At 60.5% G+C, this 20,416-nt stretch carries 20 protein-coding genes; 11 read left to right on the forward strand and 9 right to left on the reverse strand.

From position 1 onward, the window contains the following. Complete coding sequence (prpR, locus tag J2T57_RS20510) at positions 1 to 1,980, forward strand: propionate catabolism operon regulatory protein PrpR (RefSeq protein WP_253484651.1); 1,980 nt, start codon at positions 1 to 3, stop codon at positions 1,978 to 1,980. 16 nt (positions 1,981 to 1,996) lie between these two features. On the opposite strand, the gene J2T57_RS20515 is transcribed toward prpR, so the two are convergent. The 3 genes from J2T57_RS20515 to J2T57_RS20525 all read right to left on the reverse strand — a co-directional run bounded on the left by J2T57_RS20515 (position 1,997) and on the right by J2T57_RS20525 (position 5,231). Beyond that, positions 1,997 to 3,349, reverse strand: a complete 1,353-nt coding sequence (locus tag J2T57_RS20515; protein WP_253484654.1) for a TRAP transporter large permease — start codon at positions 3,347 to 3,349, stop codon at positions 1,997 to 1,999. A 77-nt stretch (positions 3,350 to 3,426) separates the two neighbouring features. Then, the gene (locus J2T57_RS20520; RefSeq protein ID WP_253484657.1) at positions 3,427 to 3,954 is read right to left on the reverse strand and encodes a TRAP transporter small permease subunit; all 528 of its coding nucleotides are present in this window, start codon (positions 3,952 to 3,954) and stop codon (positions 3,427 to 3,429) included. 116 nt (positions 3,955 to 4,070) lie between these two features. Next, a complete protein-coding gene (locus J2T57_RS20525) occupies positions 4,071 to 5,231 on the reverse strand; it encodes a C4-dicarboxylate TRAP transporter substrate-binding protein (protein WP_253484659.1) in 1,161 nt (386 codons plus the stop codon). 441 nt (positions 5,232 to 5,672) lie between these two features. Here J2T57_RS20525 and J2T57_RS20530 point away from each other — a divergent pair, with 441 nt between their 5' ends. The 8 genes from J2T57_RS20530 to J2T57_RS20565 all read left to right on the forward strand — a co-directional run bounded on the left by J2T57_RS20530 (position 5,673) and on the right by J2T57_RS20565 (position 9,961). Continuing rightward, entirely contained in the window at positions 5,673 to 6,098 is a 426-nt protein-coding gene (locus tag J2T57_RS20530) for a GlcG/HbpS family heme-binding protein (RefSeq protein WP_253484661.1), read from the forward strand. Positions 6,099 to 6,139: 41 nt separating this feature from the next. Beyond that, positions 6,140 to 6,898, forward strand: coding sequence for an SDR family NAD(P)-dependent oxidoreductase (locus J2T57_RS20535; protein ID WP_253484664.1), 759 nt, complete (start codon positions 6,140 to 6,142; stop codon positions 6,896 to 6,898). 80 nt (positions 6,899 to 6,978) lie between these two features. Beyond that, the gene (locus J2T57_RS20540) at positions 6,979 to 7,623 is read left to right on the forward strand and encodes a HupE/UreJ family protein (RefSeq protein ID WP_253484680.1); all 645 of its coding nucleotides are present in this window, start codon (positions 6,979 to 6,981) and stop codon (positions 7,621 to 7,623) included. A gap of 21 nt (positions 7,624 to 7,644) precedes the next feature. After that, positions 7,645 to 7,980 carry an SH3-like domain-containing protein gene (locus J2T57_RS20545; protein ID WP_253484682.1) on the forward strand — a complete coding sequence of 112 codons (336 nt, stop codon included), beginning with the start codon at positions 7,645 to 7,647 and terminating at the stop codon, positions 7,978 to 7,980. A gap of 2 nt (positions 7,981 to 7,982) precedes the next feature. Continuing rightward, entirely contained in the window at positions 7,983 to 8,294 is a 312-nt protein-coding gene (locus J2T57_RS20550) for an SH3-like domain-containing protein (RefSeq protein ID WP_253484685.1), read from the forward strand. Next, on the forward strand, positions 8,287 to 8,940 hold the full coding sequence (locus J2T57_RS20555) for a nitrile hydratase subunit alpha (protein WP_253484688.1): 654 nt from the start codon (positions 8,287 to 8,289) through the stop codon (positions 8,938 to 8,940). Before J2T57_RS20550 ends, J2T57_RS20555 begins: the two co-directional genes overlap by 8 nt. A 93-nt stretch (positions 8,941 to 9,033) precedes the next feature. Further along, on the forward strand, positions 9,034 to 9,438 hold the full coding sequence (locus J2T57_RS20560) for a VOC family protein (protein WP_253484690.1): 405 nt from the start codon (positions 9,034 to 9,036) through the stop codon (positions 9,436 to 9,438). A 136-nt stretch (positions 9,439 to 9,574) separates the two neighbouring features. Next, positions 9,575 to 9,961, forward strand: a complete 387-nt coding sequence (locus tag J2T57_RS20565) for a type II toxin-antitoxin system VapC family toxin (RefSeq protein WP_253484693.1) — start codon at positions 9,575 to 9,577, stop codon at positions 9,959 to 9,961. 583 nt (positions 9,962 to 10,544) lie between these two features. Here the strand turns inward: J2T57_RS20565 and J2T57_RS20570 are convergent. Next, positions 10,545 to 11,591: an FAD:protein FMN transferase gene (locus tag J2T57_RS20570; RefSeq protein ID WP_253484697.1), complete on the reverse strand. Its 1,047-nt coding sequence runs from the start codon at positions 11,589 to 11,591 to the stop codon at positions 10,545 to 10,547. Between the two features lie 188 nt (positions 11,592 to 11,779). On the opposite strand from J2T57_RS20570, the gene J2T57_RS20575 reads away from it, so the two are divergent. Both J2T57_RS20575 and J2T57_RS20580 read left to right on the forward strand, forming a co-directional pair. After that, the gene (locus J2T57_RS20575) at positions 11,780 to 13,042 is read left to right on the forward strand and encodes a ferredoxin reductase family protein (RefSeq protein WP_253484699.1); all 1,263 of its coding nucleotides are present in this window, start codon (positions 11,780 to 11,782) and stop codon (positions 13,040 to 13,042) included. After that, positions 13,039 to 13,860: a cytochrome b5 domain-containing protein gene (locus J2T57_RS20580; protein WP_253484702.1), complete on the forward strand. Its 822-nt coding sequence runs from the start codon at positions 13,039 to 13,041 to the stop codon at positions 13,858 to 13,860. The genes J2T57_RS20575 and J2T57_RS20580 overlap by 4 nt, the downstream gene beginning before the upstream one ends. A gap of 52 nt (positions 13,861 to 13,912) precedes the next feature. On the opposite strand, the gene J2T57_RS20585 is transcribed toward J2T57_RS20580, so the two are convergent. The 5 genes from J2T57_RS20585 to J2T57_RS20605 form a co-directional block, all read right to left on the reverse strand. Continuing rightward, positions 13,913 to 14,650, reverse strand: a complete 738-nt coding sequence (locus tag J2T57_RS20585) for a ferric reductase-like transmembrane domain-containing protein (protein WP_253484705.1) — start codon at positions 14,648 to 14,650, stop codon at positions 13,913 to 13,915. 204 nt (positions 14,651 to 14,854) lie between these two features. Beyond that, entirely contained in the window at positions 14,855 to 17,365 is a 2,511-nt protein-coding gene (locus tag J2T57_RS20590; RefSeq protein ID WP_253484707.1) for a heavy metal translocating P-type ATPase, read from the reverse strand. Further along, positions 17,362 to 18,066, reverse strand: coding sequence for a class I SAM-dependent methyltransferase (locus tag J2T57_RS20595; protein WP_253484712.1), 705 nt, complete (start codon positions 18,064 to 18,066; stop codon positions 17,362 to 17,364). Before J2T57_RS20595 ends, J2T57_RS20590 begins: the two co-directional genes overlap by 4 nt. Positions 18,067 to 18,203: 137 nt before the next feature. After that, the gene (locus J2T57_RS20600) at positions 18,204 to 19,016 is read right to left on the reverse strand and encodes a helix-turn-helix transcriptional regulator (protein ID WP_253484715.1); all 813 of its coding nucleotides are present in this window, start codon (positions 19,014 to 19,016) and stop codon (positions 18,204 to 18,206) included. Between the two features lie 62 nt (positions 19,017 to 19,078). Beyond that, positions 19,079 to 19,279: a DUF2933 domain-containing protein gene (locus tag J2T57_RS20605; protein WP_253484730.1), complete on the reverse strand. Its 201-nt coding sequence runs from the start codon at positions 19,277 to 19,279 to the stop codon at positions 19,079 to 19,081. Between the last annotated feature and the right edge of the window lie 1,137 nt (positions 19,280 to 20,416).

Raw genomic sequence — 20,416 nt, forward strand, 5'->3', positions numbered from 1 at the left:
ATGAAGGATTCGGACCACAAGGGATCCGATGTGACCTTGCGTGACCTGATCGAGGGTGCGCCACTACCTCCCAGTGAACCGCCGCGCATTGCGGTGATCAGCTACAAGGGTCTGAGCCGGCTCATTCAAAGCGTGACTCCACGCTACGATGGGCGCGCGCAGTTCCTTGTAGTCGACAAGGTATTTGACGAAGCGATCACCGCTGCGCGGGAGCTAATTGCCCGCAATGCGGTTGATGTGATCATCAGTGCGGGAGCAAACGCGACCTACCTGCGCGACCGGGTGGATATCCCGGTCATCCGTATCAACGTCTCGGGTTTCGATATTCTCCGTGCCTTGATGAAGGCCAGTCGATTTTCCGACAAGGTCGCTCTCATCAATTACCGTGAAACCGATGCCAACCTTGAGGAGGTCAAGCACCTGATCAACGTTGAAATCGAGCAGCGCTCCTACACGACGATCGAAGATGCACGATTGCAGTTTCGCGAACTCAAGCAATTGGGGTATCGAGTCGTGGTGGGCTCGAGCTTTGTTACAGACCTGTCCGAGAATGAGGGTCTGACCGGCATCCTTACTTACTCCGAGCAGGCCATCCACCAGGCGGTGGATATGGCGATTGAGGTCACGCGAACGCAACGCATCGAGCAGGGACGCCAGGCCTGGCTCAACCAGGTCATTCAGCATCTCCAGGAGGGAGTGATCGCGGTCGACAGGGACCAGTTGGTGCAGTGTTTTAACCCGGCCTCCCGGCGCATTCTTGGCGTGGAAACGGATCTCATGCTTCGAAGACCGCTTCATGAGCTGGTGCCTGGCCTGGTAGTTGAAAGCGGCCCTGATAATGATGCCGAGCCGCAACCACAGGTGCTTCGAATAGGGTCGCGGTTGATCATGGCGACTTGCGTGCCCTTGCGTGAAATTGGTGTGGATACGGGGTTCGTGATCACGCTGCAGGATTCCGCTGCCATCGAGAGGGCAGATCGGCGCATCAGAACGCAGCGCAGTCCCCGGGAATACGCCGCACGCTACCATCTGGACGACATTATCGGCGAATCTCCCGTAATCCAGAGGATGATTAACCTCGCCCGGCAATATGCGCAAAGCGATTCCACTGTGCTGCTCGTGGGGGAGAGCGGCACTGGCAAGGAGCTGTTCGCGCAAGGCATCCACAATGCGAGCCCGCGGTCAGACGGACGTTTCGTCGCGATCAACTGCGCTGGATTCGCCGAGAGCCTGCTGGAAAGCGAACTTTTCGGCTATGAGGAAGGCGCTTTCACGGGGGCTCGCAAAGGTGGCCGGGTTGGGCTTATCGAGGCGGCGCATGGGGGAACGCTCTTTCTTGACGAGGTCGGCGATATGCCGACGAATCTGCAGACCCGGCTCTTGCGCGTACTGCAGGAGCGCGAGGTTACCCGTGTCGGGGGCACAATCCCGACACCCGTTGACGTGCGCGTGATTGCAGCAACCAACGTGGAATTGCGTGAGCGGATCGAGAGCGGCGATCTGCGTGAGGATCTTTACTATCGACTCAATATCCTTTCCATACTGGTGCCACCATTGCGGGCCCGCACCGAAGATATCCCGTTGCTGGCAGGAGAAACGCTTCGACGTCTATTGCATGAGGCCGGTGTTTCAGCTGATCCAGAACCGGTGCTCGCTGCGCTCCGGGATCGCCTGCTCAGCTACTCCTGGCCCGGCAACGTACGCGAAATGGAAAACTTCATGGAGCGGCTTGCCGTTTTCATTACTCAGAATGATGATCCGCTATCGGCGAGTGGACAAAAAGCGCTCTACTCCATTCTCCCGGAGCTTCTGATCAGCGACTCCACCGATGAGCCAGGAACGCTGAGGGCCAAGCAGCGCAGCGTGGAAATCGACCGAATCCAGCGCGTATTTACCGAGTGCGAAGGAAATATGGCTGAGGTCGCCCGCAAACTTGGTGTAAGCCGCACCACTCTCTGGCGAAAGCTGCGTCAGCGCTAAACCTACACCGATCGAGTCACATCATGAGGTTTGGCAGCCAGAGGATCAGCGGCGGGAACATGAACAACAAGGCGACGGTGAGCAGGTCGACGGGCAGGAAACGCATAATGCCGATAAAGCTTTGCTCCACCGTTACGTGACGTGACGCACCAGCCACCACAAAGGCGTTCATTCCGAACGGTGGTGTGATCAGCCCGATCTCGATCAGCTTCACCACCAGAATCGCAAACCAGATGCCGTCATACCCCATGCCCGTCACGATGGGATGAACCAGGGGCACCGCAATCAGCAGCATGGAAATCGGATCCAGGAACATGCCGAGGGGAATGAAGGCCAGCAGGATAATGACGACAATCAGCACATCAGGGACGGCCAGGCCGGTCACCCAGGTGGTCAGCATGGCGGGTACACCTGCAAGCACCAGGAAGAAGGTAAATACGGCTGCACCAACCAGCAGCGCGAATACCATGCTGCTCAACGAGATTGACTCGAGCGTCGCCTGGCGGAACGGGCGCCAGAACCCTTCACGACCCCGCACCGTATCGATCAGAAAGAAGATGAATGCGACGATGGCACCAAGCCCCGCTGCCTCCGTGGCGGTGACAATCCCCGTATAAATTCCACCGACGACCACCGTCATTAACGAGAGGATGCGAGCAAGCGTATAGGCGCCGACTGTCCAGCCCAGTTTCTGCCGCCGTGGCAGCGGGGGCTCTTCCGCCGCTGCGATTTGCGCTTCTTTCTCAGAGACGAACAAGGCCGAGTTGCCGAAGCCCCAGAAATAGATGGCCACGAAGTACATGAAAGCTGACAGGATGCCTGGGATGATGCCTGCGATCAGCAACGCACCAATGGACTCCCCGCTCACGATGCCGTAGAGCACCAGAACCACACTGGGTGGAATCAGCACACCCAAAGTGCCTGCCGCCCCAACGACGCCGGCGGCAAGGGTCACCGAGTAGCCGTTGCGCCGCATTTCCCGAATCGCCAGTGGTCCGATCGAAGCCACCGTCGCGACGCTGGAGCCACTCACAGCCGCGAAGCCGGCGCAGGTGAGAACGGTGGCCATTGCCAGCCCGCCGCGCACCTTGCGGAGCAGTCGCCCCGCCATGTCGAATGCGTCCTGCGCGAACGTACCATGCTTGGCGAAAATGCCCATGGCGATGAATAGCGGGATGACAATCAATACGTAGCGGGCAGGCGTGTCGAAGGCGATGTGGGCGGCTGTTTCGAGGCTGTAGTCCGCATCACGCAAAAAGAACAAGCCGGTCACGCCGGCGGCGAGCAGGGCAAGTGCAATGGGTATGCGCATGACGATCAGCGCAAACAACACGAACAGGGCGATCATTACGATGGTCAGGGTTTCCATGAATCGATGTTTCCCTGCTCGGCTTTGTTAATGCACTGTACGAGGCGCTCGCCCCGGACAGCGCCGTTAATGTTCGGCTAGACCATCATGTCCGGGCTGGACGGGTCTTCCACATCGGTTCCGGCGCGAATACCCCGGACAAGATCGCCCACTCGCAGCCATAGCTGGAGTTGCCAGGCAATCAGGCCGATGACGATAGCCCAACGCGCTGGCCAGACCAGAGCGCCGGTCAGGCCCAGGCGGTATTCGCCACGCAAATAGGATTCGTAGGCGATCTGGCCGGTATACCAGGTCACTCCTGCGAGCACTGCGAGCACGAACAACATGCCCACCAACTCTACGATGCAGCGAAGGCGAGGCGGCATGTGCATGGCGACGAGCCCGCTGGCAACGTGACCGCCATCGAACTGCGTGCGTGCCAGGCTAAGGTAGACGAGGCCAACCAGTACGATGTCGGCATACTCGGCCACGGATGGGATGCCGCGCCCGGTGATGGTGCGCAACGTAATGTCGGTACCGATGCCCAATACAAGGTAGAAGAGCAGTAATCCGGCCACGATGCCGAGCAGGACGCTAGTGCTCTCAATGACAGCGCGAATGATCACCCAACCCCCCCGCAGTGGACTTCGTCGTCATTAACGCCAGGCTTCACTGGGTGAGGGAGCAAGCCAATCGGCTGGGCCTTGCCCGGCCACACAGTGGCCGGGCAAGCGCTGGTAGATTAACGTGCCGCGCACGCGCGCGCTCCGCTCTCGTAAGGGACCTCTCCCTTGTGGCTCTCGTACTTGGCAAGGAACTGCTCGCGGAAATCAAGCGCGACCTGCTCGTCGATTCCGCGTTCCGTTGCAGCGGCCAGCCAGCGATCGACTGACGCACTGCCAACGAGTTCTTCCATCGTGGCGATATCCTCGTCACTGAACACGGTGACACTGCCGCCGTGGTCAAGGATTCGGTCGCAGGCGTTCTCTTCCATCTGCACGATCAGCGGCATGCCCGCCTCGAACATGAACTCTTCGGCAATCTCCGTCATCAGGTCCTGCACCTTCGGATCCAACGAATCCCACCAGCGCTTGCTGACCCCGATCGCCGCCGACGCGTAATGGCCAAACCCCAAGTCGTAATGGTAAGGAGCAACTTCGTGCAGCGCGGAGACGGGGATCAGGTCAAACGGCCAGGCACCATAGCCGCTGACGACGCCCCGCTGGATGGACTCGTAAAGCTCCTCCGGCCGAAGCCCGACGGTTTCAACGCCGAGTTCCTCGAGCGCCGCCGCCACATAGCCGACCATCCGCAGGCGCTTGCCATCGAGATCGTCGACGCTGTTGATTGGCTCCCGACTGCCCATGATTCCGTGAGGCAGCGGCTGAAGCACCAACAGGTGGACGCCATTACGTTCCCATTCTGCGCGAAACGCTTCGTTCTCCTGATATAGCTCGTAGAATGCACGGACCTGGGCGACCGGATCGCTGGTCTGGAAGGGCACGCCGGCGACATTCCACAGGGGGTATTCACCTGGGAAATAGGCGGCTGCCATGTAACCGGCTTCAATGCGTTGCCGTGCAAGCGCGGGCAGTGTGGCCCCTGCCCCCATCAGGGACGCGCTGTAGTGGCGTGACGTCGTAATGGCGCCATCGGTTCGCCGTTCCAGTTCATCGGCCCACCACTCGAATGCGAGATTAAGCCCCCCTTGTGGAAGTGCACTCGAGAAAGTGATGTTCATCGAAGGCCAGTCATCAGAGGCTTGGGTGACACCCCCGATCGTGAGTGCTGCTGTGATGCATAGCGCTGCAGGCAGTTGGGCCAGTCGTTTCTTCAACATTCTCTCTGTCCTCTCTTCGTATTTCTTATAGGGGACGACGGCTGCTTCGTCCGTCGTAGCCATGACGAACCGTGCGGAACATTGGCACAAGCGATGTCTGCAAGACCGGTGCCAGTACTTGGTCGGCGGCGGGGGTCGGTATCTAATAGCAGGAAATTCAGGAAAAAAACAATTGCTCATCGGCCGAAAACAGGCAGTTGGGCAAGTGTCGGCTTGGGTCGGTGTTAACAAAGTGAAACGTGGATGAACGCGAATGAAACGCTTTATGCGAACCGAGGCAGCGGTAGCCGTCGTTCGATGTTGAAACGACTTGTTTCAAAATTCGGACGCCTCCCTTTGTCATAGTCCTCCATCTAGAAGCGGTTCTCAGCCAGGGACGCGTCACAAAAAACAATAAATACAGGTTGTTAAGAAATATCGATCTTTGCGTGCTCTTGAGCTGGCCGGGATATTGCAGCGGAGTCGGGCGAGTCTTTTCCCTGAAACATCGGTGCAGGAGGAGCGATGAGCCAGACCTATACGAAGCAGACGCTAACGGTGGAACTCGCCAGCAGCGTGATTCAGAAAGCGATGGACAAGGCCGCCAGCATGGGACACCCCTTCGCTATCGCAGTGGTGGACGAGAGTGGCGTGCTCAAGGCGTTCTCGCGGATGGACGGAGCACCGCTACTTGCGAATCAGGTTGCGCAGGACAAGGCCTACACGGCCGTCGGCTTCGGCATGCCAACAGATCAATGGCACGAATTCATCAAGAATGACCCGCCACTTGCGGCTGGCGCAACCACGGGCATTGATCGCCTGGTGGTGTTTGGCGGTGGCTACCCGATCAAGGTCGGTGATGCGGTGGTCGGCGCCATTGGTGTGAGTGGTGGACATTACACGCAGGACATGGAAGTTGCGCTTGCAGGACTTGAAGCCGTTGCCGGCTGATGCATCGAGAAAAAAAAGATAACGTGACGAGGAGAACAGACATGGGACGACTCAGTGGCAAGGTTGCCATCATTACGGGCGCCAATGGCGGCATGGGGCAGGAAGCGGTCAGGATTTTCGCTGGTGAGGGCGCGAGGATCGTCGCCTGTGACGTGGCGGAACCCACTCCGGCACTGCAGACGTTGATCGATCAACATGAGGTTGCGTACGTGCAGGGCGATCTCTGCGATGAGTCACTTTCGCAGCAGGTGGTGCAAACCGCGCTGGATCGCTTCGGACAACTGGACGTTCTCTACAACAACCACGGCATTATGGTCGGCAAGCCTTTCCTGGACACGGAAATGGCGGATTTCGACCGTGTCGTGAGTGTGAATCTGCGTTCGGTGTTCGCGCTGTCCCTGTATGCCGCGAAAGCGATGTCCACGCGGAACCAGGGCTCAATTATTCATATTTCGAGTGTCGGCGGGATCGTCGGTTTTCCGGGCATGGCCGCCTACGGGGCGTCGAAGGGAGGGCTGGCACAGCTGGCCCGCTCCATGGCCACTGATCTCGCATCCTACAATATTCGCGTCAACGCCATCTGCCCGGGAGTTGTGGATACTCCCATGCCACGACGCTACATCAAGGATGCCGGCGCCGAAGAGAAGGAGACAATGGATGCAATGGCGAACATGCACCTGTTGAAGCGTAACGGTCGGCCCGAGGAGATTGTCTGGATGGCCGTCTACCTCGCGTCGGATGAGAGCAGCTTCACGACCGGTGCGGTCATTCCGGTGGATGGTGGCCTCACCGCAATCTAGGCTTTTGCTGAAGGGGCGTCCTCCATTGCCCCCGGCGTTGCCGGGGGCCCTTTATAACCACGCTCTGTCGAGGTGGGGTCATGCGCGACGCGAAGAGTCGACTCTCTATCTGGCGTGATGTGTGCCTCGTCGGGCTGGTCCTGCTCCCGGCGGTTGCGCTCGCCCATCATCCAATGGGTGGCGGAGTTCCGGACAGTGCCTGGCGCGGCCTGCTTTCCGGCCTGGGGCACCCCATTATCGGGCTGCAGCATCTATTCTTCATTCTCGCGGTCGCGGCGCTGGCGGTAATGTATCCACGCCGGGTCGGCGCTCTGACGGCGGTCGGGTTCGTTTTCGCGACGCTCTTGGGAGCCACCACCCACGTCCTGGGTTTCAGCTTTCTGCTGGCGGATTCCCTCGTTGCGATATCGCTGATCGTTGCCGGGGTTATGCTTGCGTTTCTCACGGGGCTTCGTGCATCAACGCTCGTCATCATGGTTACCGTTTCAGGACTCTTTCACGGGCATGCCTATGCCGAGGCCATCATTGGAGCCACCGCCGCGCCGATTCTGGCTTACCTTTTGGGCTTCTCCCTGATGCACCTGTTGCTTATTCTCGGTGTCGCCGAGGTGGGGCGATGGGCGTATGTAAGAATGCCAGGCATGGGTCGGCGGGTGCTGCGCCTGACGGGCGGTTGCGTGGCCCTTGTCGGTGCGGGAGTCGGCGGACTGCTGCTTTTCGGCTGATCAGCGAATTGAACGGATGAGGTGAAGACGGTGACCGTGGAGCGGAGAGTCAATGATGTTGGCGGGCTTGATGGCGGTGCAATTGATCGCCACGAGCACCCGAAAACGCTTTTCGAGCAGCGCGTGGATGCTCTGGTGATGCTGTTGATTCATCCGGAAATCGGCGCGTTCAAAGTCGATGCGTTGCGCCGCATGGTTGAGCAGAATAGCGCTGAAGACTATGCGACGCTTGGCTACTACCAGAAGTGGGTGCGTGCGGTCAGGGATTTGCTGATCGAGCAGGAGATACTGACGCCCGAGGAAATCGAGAAAAAGCTTGCCGAAGTGCGCGCCCGATATGCAGAGGGAGGTTCATAGCCATGAGCACCTCACGCGGCCCGCTGCTGACGGGGGCTCGAGTTACAGTGCGCACCGGGCCCCCCGAAGCCCATTGCAGAACACCTGCCTATCTTCGTGGCAAACAGGGTGAGGTAATGGAGGTACTTGGCTCTTACCGGAATCCATCACTGCTCGCCTTCAATAAACCGGGTCTGCCCCGGCTGCGGCTCTACAGAGTGCGATTTCCGAGGCAGACCCTCTGGCCGCAGACGCCAGGCAACAGCGCGGACAGCGTGGTCGCCGATCTCTATGAGCACTGGCTGATTCCAAGCGAGGACAACGCCAATGGCTGAACATCATCATCACGACCATGCGCATGCCCATGCGCCGATCGAAGACCCTCGTGGACCGGATACCGAAGATGAGTTCCTGGAGATCGCGCTCCGCGAATTGCTGGTCGAGCGCGGAGTCCTGTCGGCTGGCGCGGTGCATCAGCAGATCGACGCAATGGAGAGTCGGAATCCGGTCCTGGGAGCCATGGCTGTGGCACGTGCCTGGGCCGATCCGGCATTCCATGAGGCCCTTCTGTCCAATCCATTGGAGACTCTTGAACAGGCTTTTGACCTTCCGATGAGTGGGCCTGTGGAACTGAAGGTTCTGGTGAACACGCCTGAGGTGCACAACGTTGTCGTCTGCACGCTGTGCTCTTGCTACCCCCGAATGCTGCTGGGTCCTCCTCCAGCCTGGTATAGAGCGTCCGCCTACCGTTCACGGATTGTCAGGGAGCCGCGTGCCGTTCTCAGTGAATTCGGACTCGAGTTGCCGGAAGACGTCGAAGTGCGGGTCTCCGACTCAACCGCAGACATGCGCTACCTGGTCTTGCCACTTCGCCCGGCAGGAACGGATGGTTGGAGCATGGAGGCGCTTTCAAGTCTGGTCACCCGTGACTGCATGATTGGCACCGGGGTTCCGCGGGCCGCGAGTACCGTAGACAGCTAGGGCCGACAATGATGGTCTGCGGCCGGGCCCGCCTGCACCCTTGAGGCCCGCGCAAGGAATCCACTCCGAAGATGCACCCAAGAGCCCTGCCTTATGCTCACAGAAGTCCACCACATCGCCTTTGCAGTTCGCGACCTTGAGGCTGGTATCACTCTGTTCCGAAGGCTCACGGGTCGCGACGTGTGCTGGCGCGGTCCGGTGGCTACGCGGGGCGCGGAAGTCGCGGTGTTCAGACTCGATAACATGAACATTGAGGTGGTCTCGCCCACTGACCCCGAGGGCTCGCTGGCCCGCTACATCGAGGAACGGGGGGAGGGCTTCTTTCATATGGCGTTCGCCGTGGATGATGTCGATCGCGCGCGCACCCAACTCCAGGCTGATGGCCTGGCCTTCCGCGGCGAGCCTTACGTGGCGTTCCGGGATTGGCGCATCGCCTACCTCGACCCGTCCGATACCGCAGGCATACCCATGCACATCATCGCCAGGGACGCCTCCTGATGGACTAACCTCACCAGGTTGGCGCCCAGGCTCCTCATTTCTAACTCAACTCGAAGGCTTCGGGGCTGACTCCGCGCAGATACAGGTACCGTTCTCGATTGCCTGTCAGCGGTCATCCATTAATCCCCACTGGGAGGTGCGGAGGCTGCCATGGTGGGCCAACGGTGACTCCCAGCTCTCGCAGAGCGCCCTCGAGGCTATTGAGAATGAGCTTCAAGCGGATAATGGGGAAATCCTGATATCGGCAATCTCTGCGTGGCAGATTGCGCTGCTGGTGGAGAAGGAGCGCCTCACGCTATCGATGGCCACTGACGACTGGCTGGATACCGTCGAGGAGATTGAGGGGGGTCGCTTTGTCGCTGTCGACGCTGCCACGGCGGTTGAGTCAAACCGGCTCCCCGGAAAGTTCCACAAAGACCCGGCAGATCGGATGATCGTGGCATTGGCCAGACACTACAACGCTGAGCTGATTACGGCGGACGAAAAGATTACAGCCTACCGGCACGTCAAAACGATCTGGTAGCGGAACTCGCGAGAAAAAAGCTGCCTGATGGCGCGTATGCAGCCCTTGAAGGGCTCCCGGGGGCAAGCTTATGCGGCGACATCCACGTTGGAAACGGACGCATAAAACTGGATCGACGTGTCTGCAGAAACAATGTGTTGTAGATGGTGATTAGACTGGCGTAATCAATGATTTAACACATAAAGCCGGATTCTGTGGCGAATGGGCGCGTAAAGCTGTATTCTTAAAAAATAATTTAAAACAATGTCTTATGTAAACATTTTCCTTCTCTGATTCGACTCTTCCTCCTCGGCCTCTGCTCCGTGTGCAGAGGCCATCATCTCAAGTTTCGAATGGTTCGAGAATCGCCGGGCAGGTCAGCCATACTAGCGATCTTTACCATTTTCGCCCGCCAATGGGCCGAACGTGCAACTGCCGAACGTCACTCGGGATGGCAGTTGGCCGGTCACGGCATCACGCTCCTTGGTGGCATTTCAATCCTGCTTCTCGGTATCACTCTATTCATGGCGGCCGCTGCTGCGCCGGCAACAGCACCGTTGTTCATGACGCCCCGAGGATAACGGACGTTATGCTGAAATGGCTGTCAGTGGAGCGGTTGAGCGAGATAAGCCTTCATCGCCGGGCTCTGCCAGTCGACGAAACCGCTCTCGGTGCGCTTGACCAAAATGACCTTGAGATCATGGCTGGCAGCAAATGCCGCAGCGTCTGAGCCCAGCACCAGCAGCCCAGTGGAGTATGCGTCAGCCAACGCGGCCGAATCATTGAGCACCGTTGCAGATACCAGCGCATGATCGACGGGCTGACCGGTTCTTGGATCAATAACATGCGTGTAGCGTCGACCGTCACGCTCGATAAAGTCGCGATAACTGCCGGATGTTGCCACCGCGATGTCAGTGACAGGGATGATCGTATAGGGCTGACGCAGGACTGCCGAGTCCGGCACCTCAAGTGCCACCTGCCAGGGGCGGTCATTAGCCCGCAGGCCACGAGCGTACATGTCCCCGCCAACCTTGATGAGGTAGTGCGTAATACCCTGGTCGTCCAGATATCGAGCAACCTCATCCACACCATGGCCCTTGGCGATGGCCGAAAGGTCGAGGCGGAACATGCCGAGCCTGCGCGCCGTAAGCCTCTGCTCATCGAGCTCAAGGTGTTCATACCCGGCATGGCGCACGGCGGATGCGAGCTGGTAGTCTCCGGGCGCTCCGTCTACCTCGCCGGCCGGTCCGAACCCCCAAAGGTCGATCAGTTCTCCGATGGTCATGTCGAAGGCACCATCGGTCTCGCGGGCGATCCGTTGCCCGGTAGCGAGAACGTCGAACAGTGGATCCGATACCGCCATCCATTCCCCCTCAGGGTGCCGGGACAGGCGATTGAGTTCGGAGTCCTCGCGCCATGTGGACATCTGCCGGTCAACCCGATCGAAGATCACCCGAATGTCGGCGTGCATGGATTCCAGGCGGCCGTCAGCCCCATCCGGGCGCAGACTGATTTCGTAATGGGTGCCGAACGTGTGGCCACGGAGCACCGAGATCTCGCCGGACTCGCCGACAGCCTCGGAACCAATTGCAACGACCCCGCTCAGCAACAGCGGTGCCATGACGCCGATCGCGACAAAGCCGAGTTTCATCCGAAATCCTTGTCCGAGCCTATTGTCGACTCGTGTTATAGGTCGTTGATAAGCTGGAGTGAAATGACTTGTAGACATTAGCATGCCGTCAAGTTCACTCAACAATGCAGGCGGCAGGGGGGATAGCGTCGGGCATGGATGGGATGGGGGAAAGGATACGCGCGTATGTCCGGCCCGGGGATGCCCTGTTGGGCATTCTGCTCGCGCTGCCGCTCGTGCTGGCGTGGCCAGATGCTGGACGACTGGTCGGGGCAAGCGCTTGGCTCCATGAGGCGGGGCGCCTCGCCGGCGTCCTTGGCCTCTCGATGATGGTGGTCGCGGCGCTGCTCAGCGCACGCATACCCGTGATCGAGCGTTGGTTCGGAGGCCTGCCGCGACTGTGGTGGCTGCATCGCGGGATCGGCTACGCCGCGTTCATTCTGATCATGCTGCATGTCCTACTGCTCGCATTTGCCGCCCTCGATGTGTCGCTCGATGCAGCGATTGCGACGCTCTTCCCGCCACTGTCGGCGCTTGCGATCTGGGCCGGCTGGGTCGCCTGGGCCTTGCTGCTGATCGCGATCTGGCCGACGCTTGGCGCAACCGCCCAGATCAACTACCAACGCTGGAAAGGGTTGCACCTGCTCGCAGCTGGCGCTCTTTTGCTCGCCCTCGCCCATGGACTCTGGCTCGCGCCGCAGGATGCACTTTGGTGGCTGCTCGGTGCCCTGGGAGTCGCTGCCATCGGCTGGCGCAAGCTGCTGTCGCCCCTGGTTGCCCGGCGACTTCACGAAGTCACCGCAGTGGAGCGGATCGCCACCGACGTGGTGGAGATCAGCCTGCAGCCACTGCAGGGGCGCATGCGGTACGAGGCTGGCCAGTTCGTCTACCTTGCGCCGCTCGATCCGGCCATCTCGGCCGGATACGGTGAGGAGCATCCGTACACCATCGCCTCGGCACCCGGCGATGATTTGGTGCGCATCGGCATCAAGGATCTGGGCGATGCCAGCCACGCCCTGCAGGACGTCTCCCTCGGCAGCAAGGCCTGGCTCGAAGGTCCCTATGGGGATCTACTCAAACCGCTGGACCCCTCACGCCGGCAGCTTTGGATTGGTGGCGGAATCGGCATTACGCCATTCGTCAGCGGAGCTCGCGCCCGGGCGCGGCGGGGAGTTGCCGGGATGACCCACGCTCACCTCTTCTACCTGGCTGATCGACCGGAACGGGCCTACTATCTGGACATGATCGCAGGCATTGCAAACGACACGGTCGAACTCGACGTGACCGTGCACTACTTCAGCGAGCTGGGCCCGGTGACCGCCGCGTTCCTGCAGGAGCACTGCGAGGATTGCGCCGCCCGCGAGGCGTTCATCTGCGGACCGCCGGCGATGATCGCGCACGTCAGGAAGGTGCTTGAAGCGATTGGTATACCGCGTCATCGCATTCATGCAGAGGTCTTCGATTTCCTGTGAATCGGATTACGTACACCGCGTTCGTCGCCTTCATCGCCAGCGTGCTCACGCTCGTGGCGGTCTGGGCGCTGGTTCCAAGCAACAGCGGCGACCCAGATGCCGCGGCAGCAGATGCGCTTCGCGAGATCACCCCGGAGGAACTGGCTCGGCACGACACTCGGGAGAGTTGCTGGAAAGTCGTCAATGATCGGGTTTACGACGTCACCGACTACATCTCAAGGCACCCGACTCCCGAATCCGTGATGTTGCGCTGGTGTGGTTATGAAGCAACGCAGGCGTGGGTGGACAAGGGCGATGGCCGGCCTCACAGTCCTGCAGCCAGGTCCATGCTGCAGGAGTATCTGGAGGGTCGCCTGGTTGGGGAGGCGCCGCTGCCGCCCGATGCCGACGAACGCGCGGAGGAGCGTTTGCCACCCGCAGAGGATGACATTGCCGAGGAGCGTGACGTCCCCGTGTGGCAACCGGGTAAGCAATACCCGGATGGCCGTTATCGCGGCACCTTCTCAGACCGCGGCTATCATCAGGTGGGCATCCAGTTCCACCTGGAAGACGGCGTCTTCCGAAACATCAGCTTCCGCCACCTTTATTACGCGGGACAGGATTACCTGGCCATGGACGAGGGCGACGCCCTCTACCCGGTCCTGCGCCAACACAGGCAGATCGCCGAGCAACTTGAAGGCAGGCCAGTTGAGGCGATCAATGATCTTTACGCGCCCGAAAGCCTGGTGGATGACATCGACGGCTTCACCGGGGCGACTCTGCGCGGGAGCAAGGTCATCTCCGCCATCCGTGATGGCCTGAACCGCGGCATCTATTGATGCCCTTAGGGCCGTTATTGGATGAAGCCCACCGGACTCTTGGCTTTGGCGACTAGTGTTTCCTGTGACGCCATGTCTTGAAGAAAGAGGCGCCTCTAACGGCCAGAACGATCACCACAACCCAAACGAAAACCCATTGCAGCGGATTGGGATCCGGTACCGGGCGATGGAAGTCCAGGAAGTGGAAAAACAGGAAGTACGCCGTGTGCACTACCACCAACGTCCAGAGCACGATCGTCGTGCTATGCAGGAGTTTCCAGGCCGATCCTCCAAGGGTTCGCACGGACATGTCATTGGAAGTGATCATCAAGATGACGCCGTAGGCAAGCGCCACAACCCCGATCAGGTTTGCGAGTCCGAAGCCATGCTGCAACATGACGTAGGAACCGAGGGTGGGGTGGAATTCAAATCCGAACAGACGCGCAAAATCCCATTCAACCCAGCCGTCCAGAATAATGACAGTGTGGATAATCGCCAGACCTATGGCATAAATGCCAGCCTCGCGCCGCAGAGGAATCAGCCGGCGAAGCGCCGGACAGAGCCGTGCAACCGGCCCGATAAGCATGGTGAACGTGAGCAGTACGAAAGCAGCGTCTGCCGTGGCCTTGTTCCACCTGTGCATCGGGCTCCACTGCTCGTGGACAAGCCCAAATACGTAGACCAGTAATGCCGCGACGAGAACCGTAAAGATGTGCCGCGATGTGGTTCTCGTCATCAGCAAGCCGAGAGAATTTATTTTCGTCTTGGTGGGAAGCGGTCGTGCGCCGGTCGTATCGTCAGCTCCGCTCATGAATGAGGCACCCCCAGTACGTCTTAAGTTTAACGAACAAGCCGCCGCCGGTGCATTTTTGTTCCGAACCAGTAGCGCGCCGCGAACCTGCCTCGAAACTCTGCCAAGATGAAGTCAAAGGCATGCGTATACGCATGATCCTCAATTCGCACCTGCCATTGACCAGGCATTTCCAACCGGCCGGTCGCCTTGCCATTAATCAATTCAGGTGCTCTTCCCGCCAAGTCTTGCCCGCTTCAGCAATACGGAGTTGCCAATGACGGAAAGGGAACTCGCGGTCATGGCGATGACGCCGATCATCGGGTGGAGCAGGCCTACGGCGGCAATCGGAATGGCGGCAACGTTGTAACCCCAGGCCCAGAACATGTTCTGCACGATCTTGCGGAAGGTGAGCCGCGAGAGTTCCACCGCCTCCACAACCTTTGTGAGCTCACCGCTCACCAGCGTGACGTCGGCCGCCTCGATGGCCACATCCGCACCCGCACCAATCGCGATGCCCACGTTAGCCTGCTTGAGTGCCGGAGCGTCGTTAATGCCGTCACCGACCATGGCCACGTGTTGGCCGTATCGCTCCTGAAGCTGCCGGATGGCATCCACCTTGCCCTCGGGCAGCACGCCGGCCTGGACCTCGTCGAGCCCCACCTCCCGGGCCACGGCCCGCGCGGTGCGCTCGTTGTCGCCGGTGACCATGACGCAAGCGATACCGAGTTGGTGCAGGGCACTGATGGCCGCAGCCGACTCGTCCTTGATGGTATCGGCCACGGCCACGATACCGGCGGGCCGGTCACCGATGGCCACCAGCATCGCCGTCTTGCCCGCCGTCTCCAGTTCGGTGAGTTGGTCTTCCAACGCGTCGACATCCATGCCGTGCTCGGTGAGCAGCCGGCGACTGCCAACCAGTACCCGCTCGCCGTCAAGCTGCGCCTCCACGCCGCGGGCCGTGTGGGATTGGAACTCGGTCACGCGACTCACCGCCAGGCCGCGCTCCTTCGCACCCTGGACAATGGCGGCCGCCAGCGGATGCGCGGAGCCCGCCTCCACGGCGGCGGCCGCGGTCAGTACCTGCTCGTCGGTAAACCCTTCGGCTGGAGCCACGTCGGTGAGGCTCGGTTGCCCCCTGGTGATGGTGCCGGTCTTGTCCAGCACGATGGCCTTGATGTCCTTGAGGCTCTGGATGGCCGCACCGGACCGGATCAACACGCCCCGCTCTGCACCCATGCCCGAGCCCACCATGAGCGCTGTCGGTGTCGCCAGACCCAGAGCGCAGGGGCAGGCGATAACCAGCACCGCGATGGCGGCAAGGGTGGCAAGTACCAGCGGGGGCTGCGTGGCGTTCACCCAGGGCAGGAAGCCCTCACCCCAGATCAGAACAGGTTGAAGCGCATCGCTGAAGACAAGCCACACAACGAACGACAGCGCCGAGATCACCAACACCGCCGGTACGAATCGGGCCGTGATGCGGTCGGCCAGTTCCTGAATCGGCACCCGGGAGCTCTGGGCCTCTTCCACCAGGCGGATCACCTGAGAAAGGAAGGTATCCTTGCCGACCCGCGTGGCACGTACCTTGAGTAACCCGTTCTGGTTGATGGTCGCACCGAGAACCGGGGCTCCGGCACTCTTCTCCACCGGGACGGATTCGCCGGTGGCGATGGACTCGTCCACCATGCTCTCGCCCTCAAGCACCTCGCCATCGGTCGGCACTTTCTCCCCCGGGCGCACGATCATGACGTCGCCAGCCTGGAGTTCCTTGATCGGCACCTCCACCTCCTCACCGTCACGCTCGACGCGGGCCGTCTTTGCCCCCATGTCCAGCAACTTGCGGATGGCGGACGATGCCTGCCCCTTGGCGCGGTGCTCCAGGTAGCGCCCGAGCATGTGGAAGGCCATGATGGTGGCCGCCATCTCCATGAACGACGTCATCGGGTAGACAAAGCCCACCAGGCCGATGAAATAGGGCGGCAGGCTGCCCATGGAGATGAGCACGTCCATGTTCAGATGACCGCTCTTTAACGACCGCCAGGCAGAGCGATGCGTGGCCGCACCGCCGGCGAGAAAGACCACGGGGAAGGCCAGCAGGGCGATGATGGCGAGATACCCTGGGATGGGCTGCCAGAACATGTGGGGCATCATCAGGACCATGATCGCCGTGGTGGGGATCATGGCGATCCACAGGCGCCGCCAGGCCTGTTTCAGGTAGGCTTCCTCGATGGCGGCATCATCGGTGACGTCGTCTTCGCCCTCAGTCTCCACCGCCGCGACATCGTAGCCGGCGCCCTCCACAGCCGTTCGCAGCGCGTCTCCATCGGGTCCGCCGGTCGTTGTCTTGACCGTCACTCGATGGTCAGCGATGTTGGTGCGGATAGCGTCAATGCCCTGGAGGCGATCAAGGGAGGCCCGCACGATACCCGCGCAATGGTCCGATCCCATGCCCGGCACCACCAGTTTGATTGTCTTGTCGCCACCGCCCGCGTCGACCCGGGCCACGTCGTAGCCGGCGCCCTCCACTGCGCCACGAAGAGCGTCGGCGTCGGCAGCGCTGGCGTCGTAGCGCACCGTCACCCGGTGATTGGCGATGTTGGTGTTAACCGACTGAACCGCATCCAGGCGCTCAAGCGCGGCCCGGACGATGCCGGCGCAGTGATCGGAGCCCATTCCAGGTACGATCAGCGCGCCCTCGGTCAGCGGTGTGGTGTCCTGGGTTGCAGATTCAGTCATTTTTCTATCCTTCCTTGCCTGTGAACAGGCCGGCTTTGAACTGCTGGTTTGCTGGCGCGGTAGAGCGCCATCGTCCCGAACATCGTGCTGTAGGTTTGCGTCTGGAACACGGCGATGAATCCTGCCTCTTCCAGTAACTGGGGAAGTCGTCCGTTGACGTTATCACCGGTATTGGGGAAGCCGTCGAGCAACTGGATAGGGACGAACAGCCCCCGCATGAGCGGGCTGGTCGCCTTACCCCAATCTGCGATGTGAACCTCGCCCCCGGGGCGGAGGATTCGATAGACCTCCCGCGCGGTTCGCTGCTTGTCACCCCAGTTCAGGTGGTGAAAAAACAGGCTGGACAACACCCTGTCGACGGACGCATCGGCAAAGGGCAACTCGAACGACATGGCGTGGACGAAACGAACTCGCACACCTGCCTGGCCGATCTTGCCTCTTGCCATGGACAGCATCTCGGCATCGGCGTCGATCCCGGTCACCTCGGCATCGGGATAAGCCTGCTTGGCCCACAAAGCCAATGTCCCGGTGCCGCAGGCAAGATCGACAACCTGGTGACCGTGTTCCAAACCCGCCTGCCGGATCAGCGCGGTCTTGACCGTCCCTTCCCGGGTGGTCCTCGCGACGACCTGGTCATAAAACGGCGTCAACCACCGAAACCCCAATGCCGGTACATACGGTGTCTGCTGCTGATCGCCCATCGCTGGCCTCCGGTATCGACGACTGCCACGAGCGCGGTGCCCGTGTACGCCGGAGGTACTGTAGATACGACTCCGGCGCGCCGATTGAACAATCCGGCACGTTCTCCGGGCTGGAGTGACTTGATGGGCAGGGGGCATTACTCACCCCCTGGCAGGTGCGCCGGTGCGGACAATGCATCGGCTTCCGGCGCGAGTTCCACCTGTATATCAGCGCTTAACACCCGAGACGGTGTGATGCCGAAGTTGTCGCGAAATGTCCGGGACAAATGGGCAGAGTCGGCGAAACCGGCGTGGTGTGCGGCCTCGGTCAGTGTCGCTCCCGCGAGGGCCGCCTCCACCGCCAGGCGCAGACGCCTCCAGAGAACGTAGCGGCGGATCGGCAGGCCTGTCATTCGGCTGAAGTTGTGAGTCATCCAACTCTCCGAGGTGCCGACAGCGCGAGCAAGGGCTTCCACACGTACATCCGTGTGCAGATGGGCGTCCAGCCACTGTAGCGCCGCCTGCAATCGGGTATCCCGTGCCGGTGCAGTCGCAGGCCGTTGCCCCAGGATCCTCCGAATAACCGCATCCGCTTCTCCGCAGTCAATATCAGGGTCGGCGAGCCGCCGTGCCGACTCGGCCTGCGGTATCGGATCGACGGAGACAGGTGAAATAGCCCCGGCCGCGAATCGTTGGCAGGCGTGCAGGCACTCGGGCCCCTCCGGATCCAGGTACAGCACGGCCACGATGCCCTCATCGACGCGCAGAGCGTGTGTCACATCGGGTGGCACGTAGAACGCGCTCGCCCATTGCCAGGGATCTTCCCGGCTGGCCTTGAACGCAATAGCTCGTTCGACGCCGATTGTCAGTTGAGCCAGGTGATGACGATGCAACTCGGCATCAAGGCCAGGACCGACCAGCAGCCATCGATAAGGCCAGATCAGCAGTCGAAACCCACCTATCTGGTGCATCTTGGGGGGCCGTTCAGTTCCAGACCGCTCATCAAGGGCTCCTTCGGAATGCGCTTGGTGAATCAACCATCATGCCCATGCCCACCACCATGGCGATGCATGAACAGGTGCATGATCAAGCAGCCCGCCAAGAGCAGGAACGGGGCGAAACCGACAATGTGCTCCCAGTGATTCGCAGCGACACTGCCGCCGATCAGGGCTAGTGCGACGACCAGAACAACCGTCAGGGGTGTTCCCAGGCGCCGGGTGATGTGCGTCCACATGTGCATGTCCTCTTGATCGTGGAACTTGTAACCGAGACGGTACTGCTCCTGCTGAGGCGCGTCGGTTCGCAGAACCGCGCTGTCCTCGAGTGGTGTACGACCCTCCGTTGCGGTGGCCGCGCACGCTGCAGCGAAGAAAACTGGGAATCAGACGCGCAGGCGATGTGTGCGCAGGTAGATCGGAAAGGCCAGGCGAGAATCGTAGGAGGATGTCGTGGGACGGGGGTATTCCGCGATGGTCAGACGCTGGCACACCGGCCCATGACTCGGGACAGCCGGGCCGGAGTCGGCGGAGGCGGAGAAATCCGCTGTGCGGTTTTCACCGATCAGGACGGGCGCTTTTCTGTGGTGCCCAACATGGCGACAGGCCGGTGTGTCGGACGGGTTAAGCTGATGCGCGCCCGCTTCGTGTTGGATCGGATCTCCGGACGAAAAGGACGGGGGCTCGGGAGCGGCAAGGGCCATCGTGACCGGCAGCAAGACAAACAGAATCACCAACAGCAACCGCCAGCTATTGACGCGCGCAGAACTTGCCCCGGCTGCGGTTCTGATTGGCTGCCCTGGCATGTATCGTGAACCTCGAATTGCGAATTTGTTGCAGTTTGCAACTAGTATAAAGCAACGGTGATGGTCTCCGTCTTGACCGGCATCAATTCAGGGTTGTTTGAAACGGGGCACATACGCCCGGGAGCAAGCGTGGGTCGATCCACAGATACTTCGCAAATTCACGCTAAGCGCGTCGGCCATAAAGCGTTTTGAATCGGATCAAATGTTGCGAGGTATTCGAATGTGATCCTTGATGCTTCAAGATCGCTGCGTGTGAGGCGTTAGCCTCGCATTGATTGGGACGCCCTCGCGGGCCAAGACGTCGAGCGCGACACGATGGCAAACACCGGGATACGGAAGGCAAGCAGCGTTCTCGACTTGCCCGAGTTCAATGTTCTGTTGTTCGCGTTTCGTAACCGTCCGGTGATTACCTCCTTCCCTGCCTGATTTGTGTTCGGGATGATCGTGTCCACTTATTAGTAAGTGGGCACTTGTAGAGTGTCCACGAGGAGGTGAGGTGGACACTTCAGTCGATGAGACCGAGCGTGCGGTTGGCCAGCGCCGCCGATTCAGCCGGGAGTACAAGCGGCA

Origin of the sequence: Natronocella acetinitrilica (assembly GCF_024170285.1) — a bacterium.
Taxonomy (GTDB): Bacteria; Pseudomonadota; Gammaproteobacteria; order Nitrococcales; family Aquisalimonadaceae; genus Natronocella; species Natronocella acetinitrilica.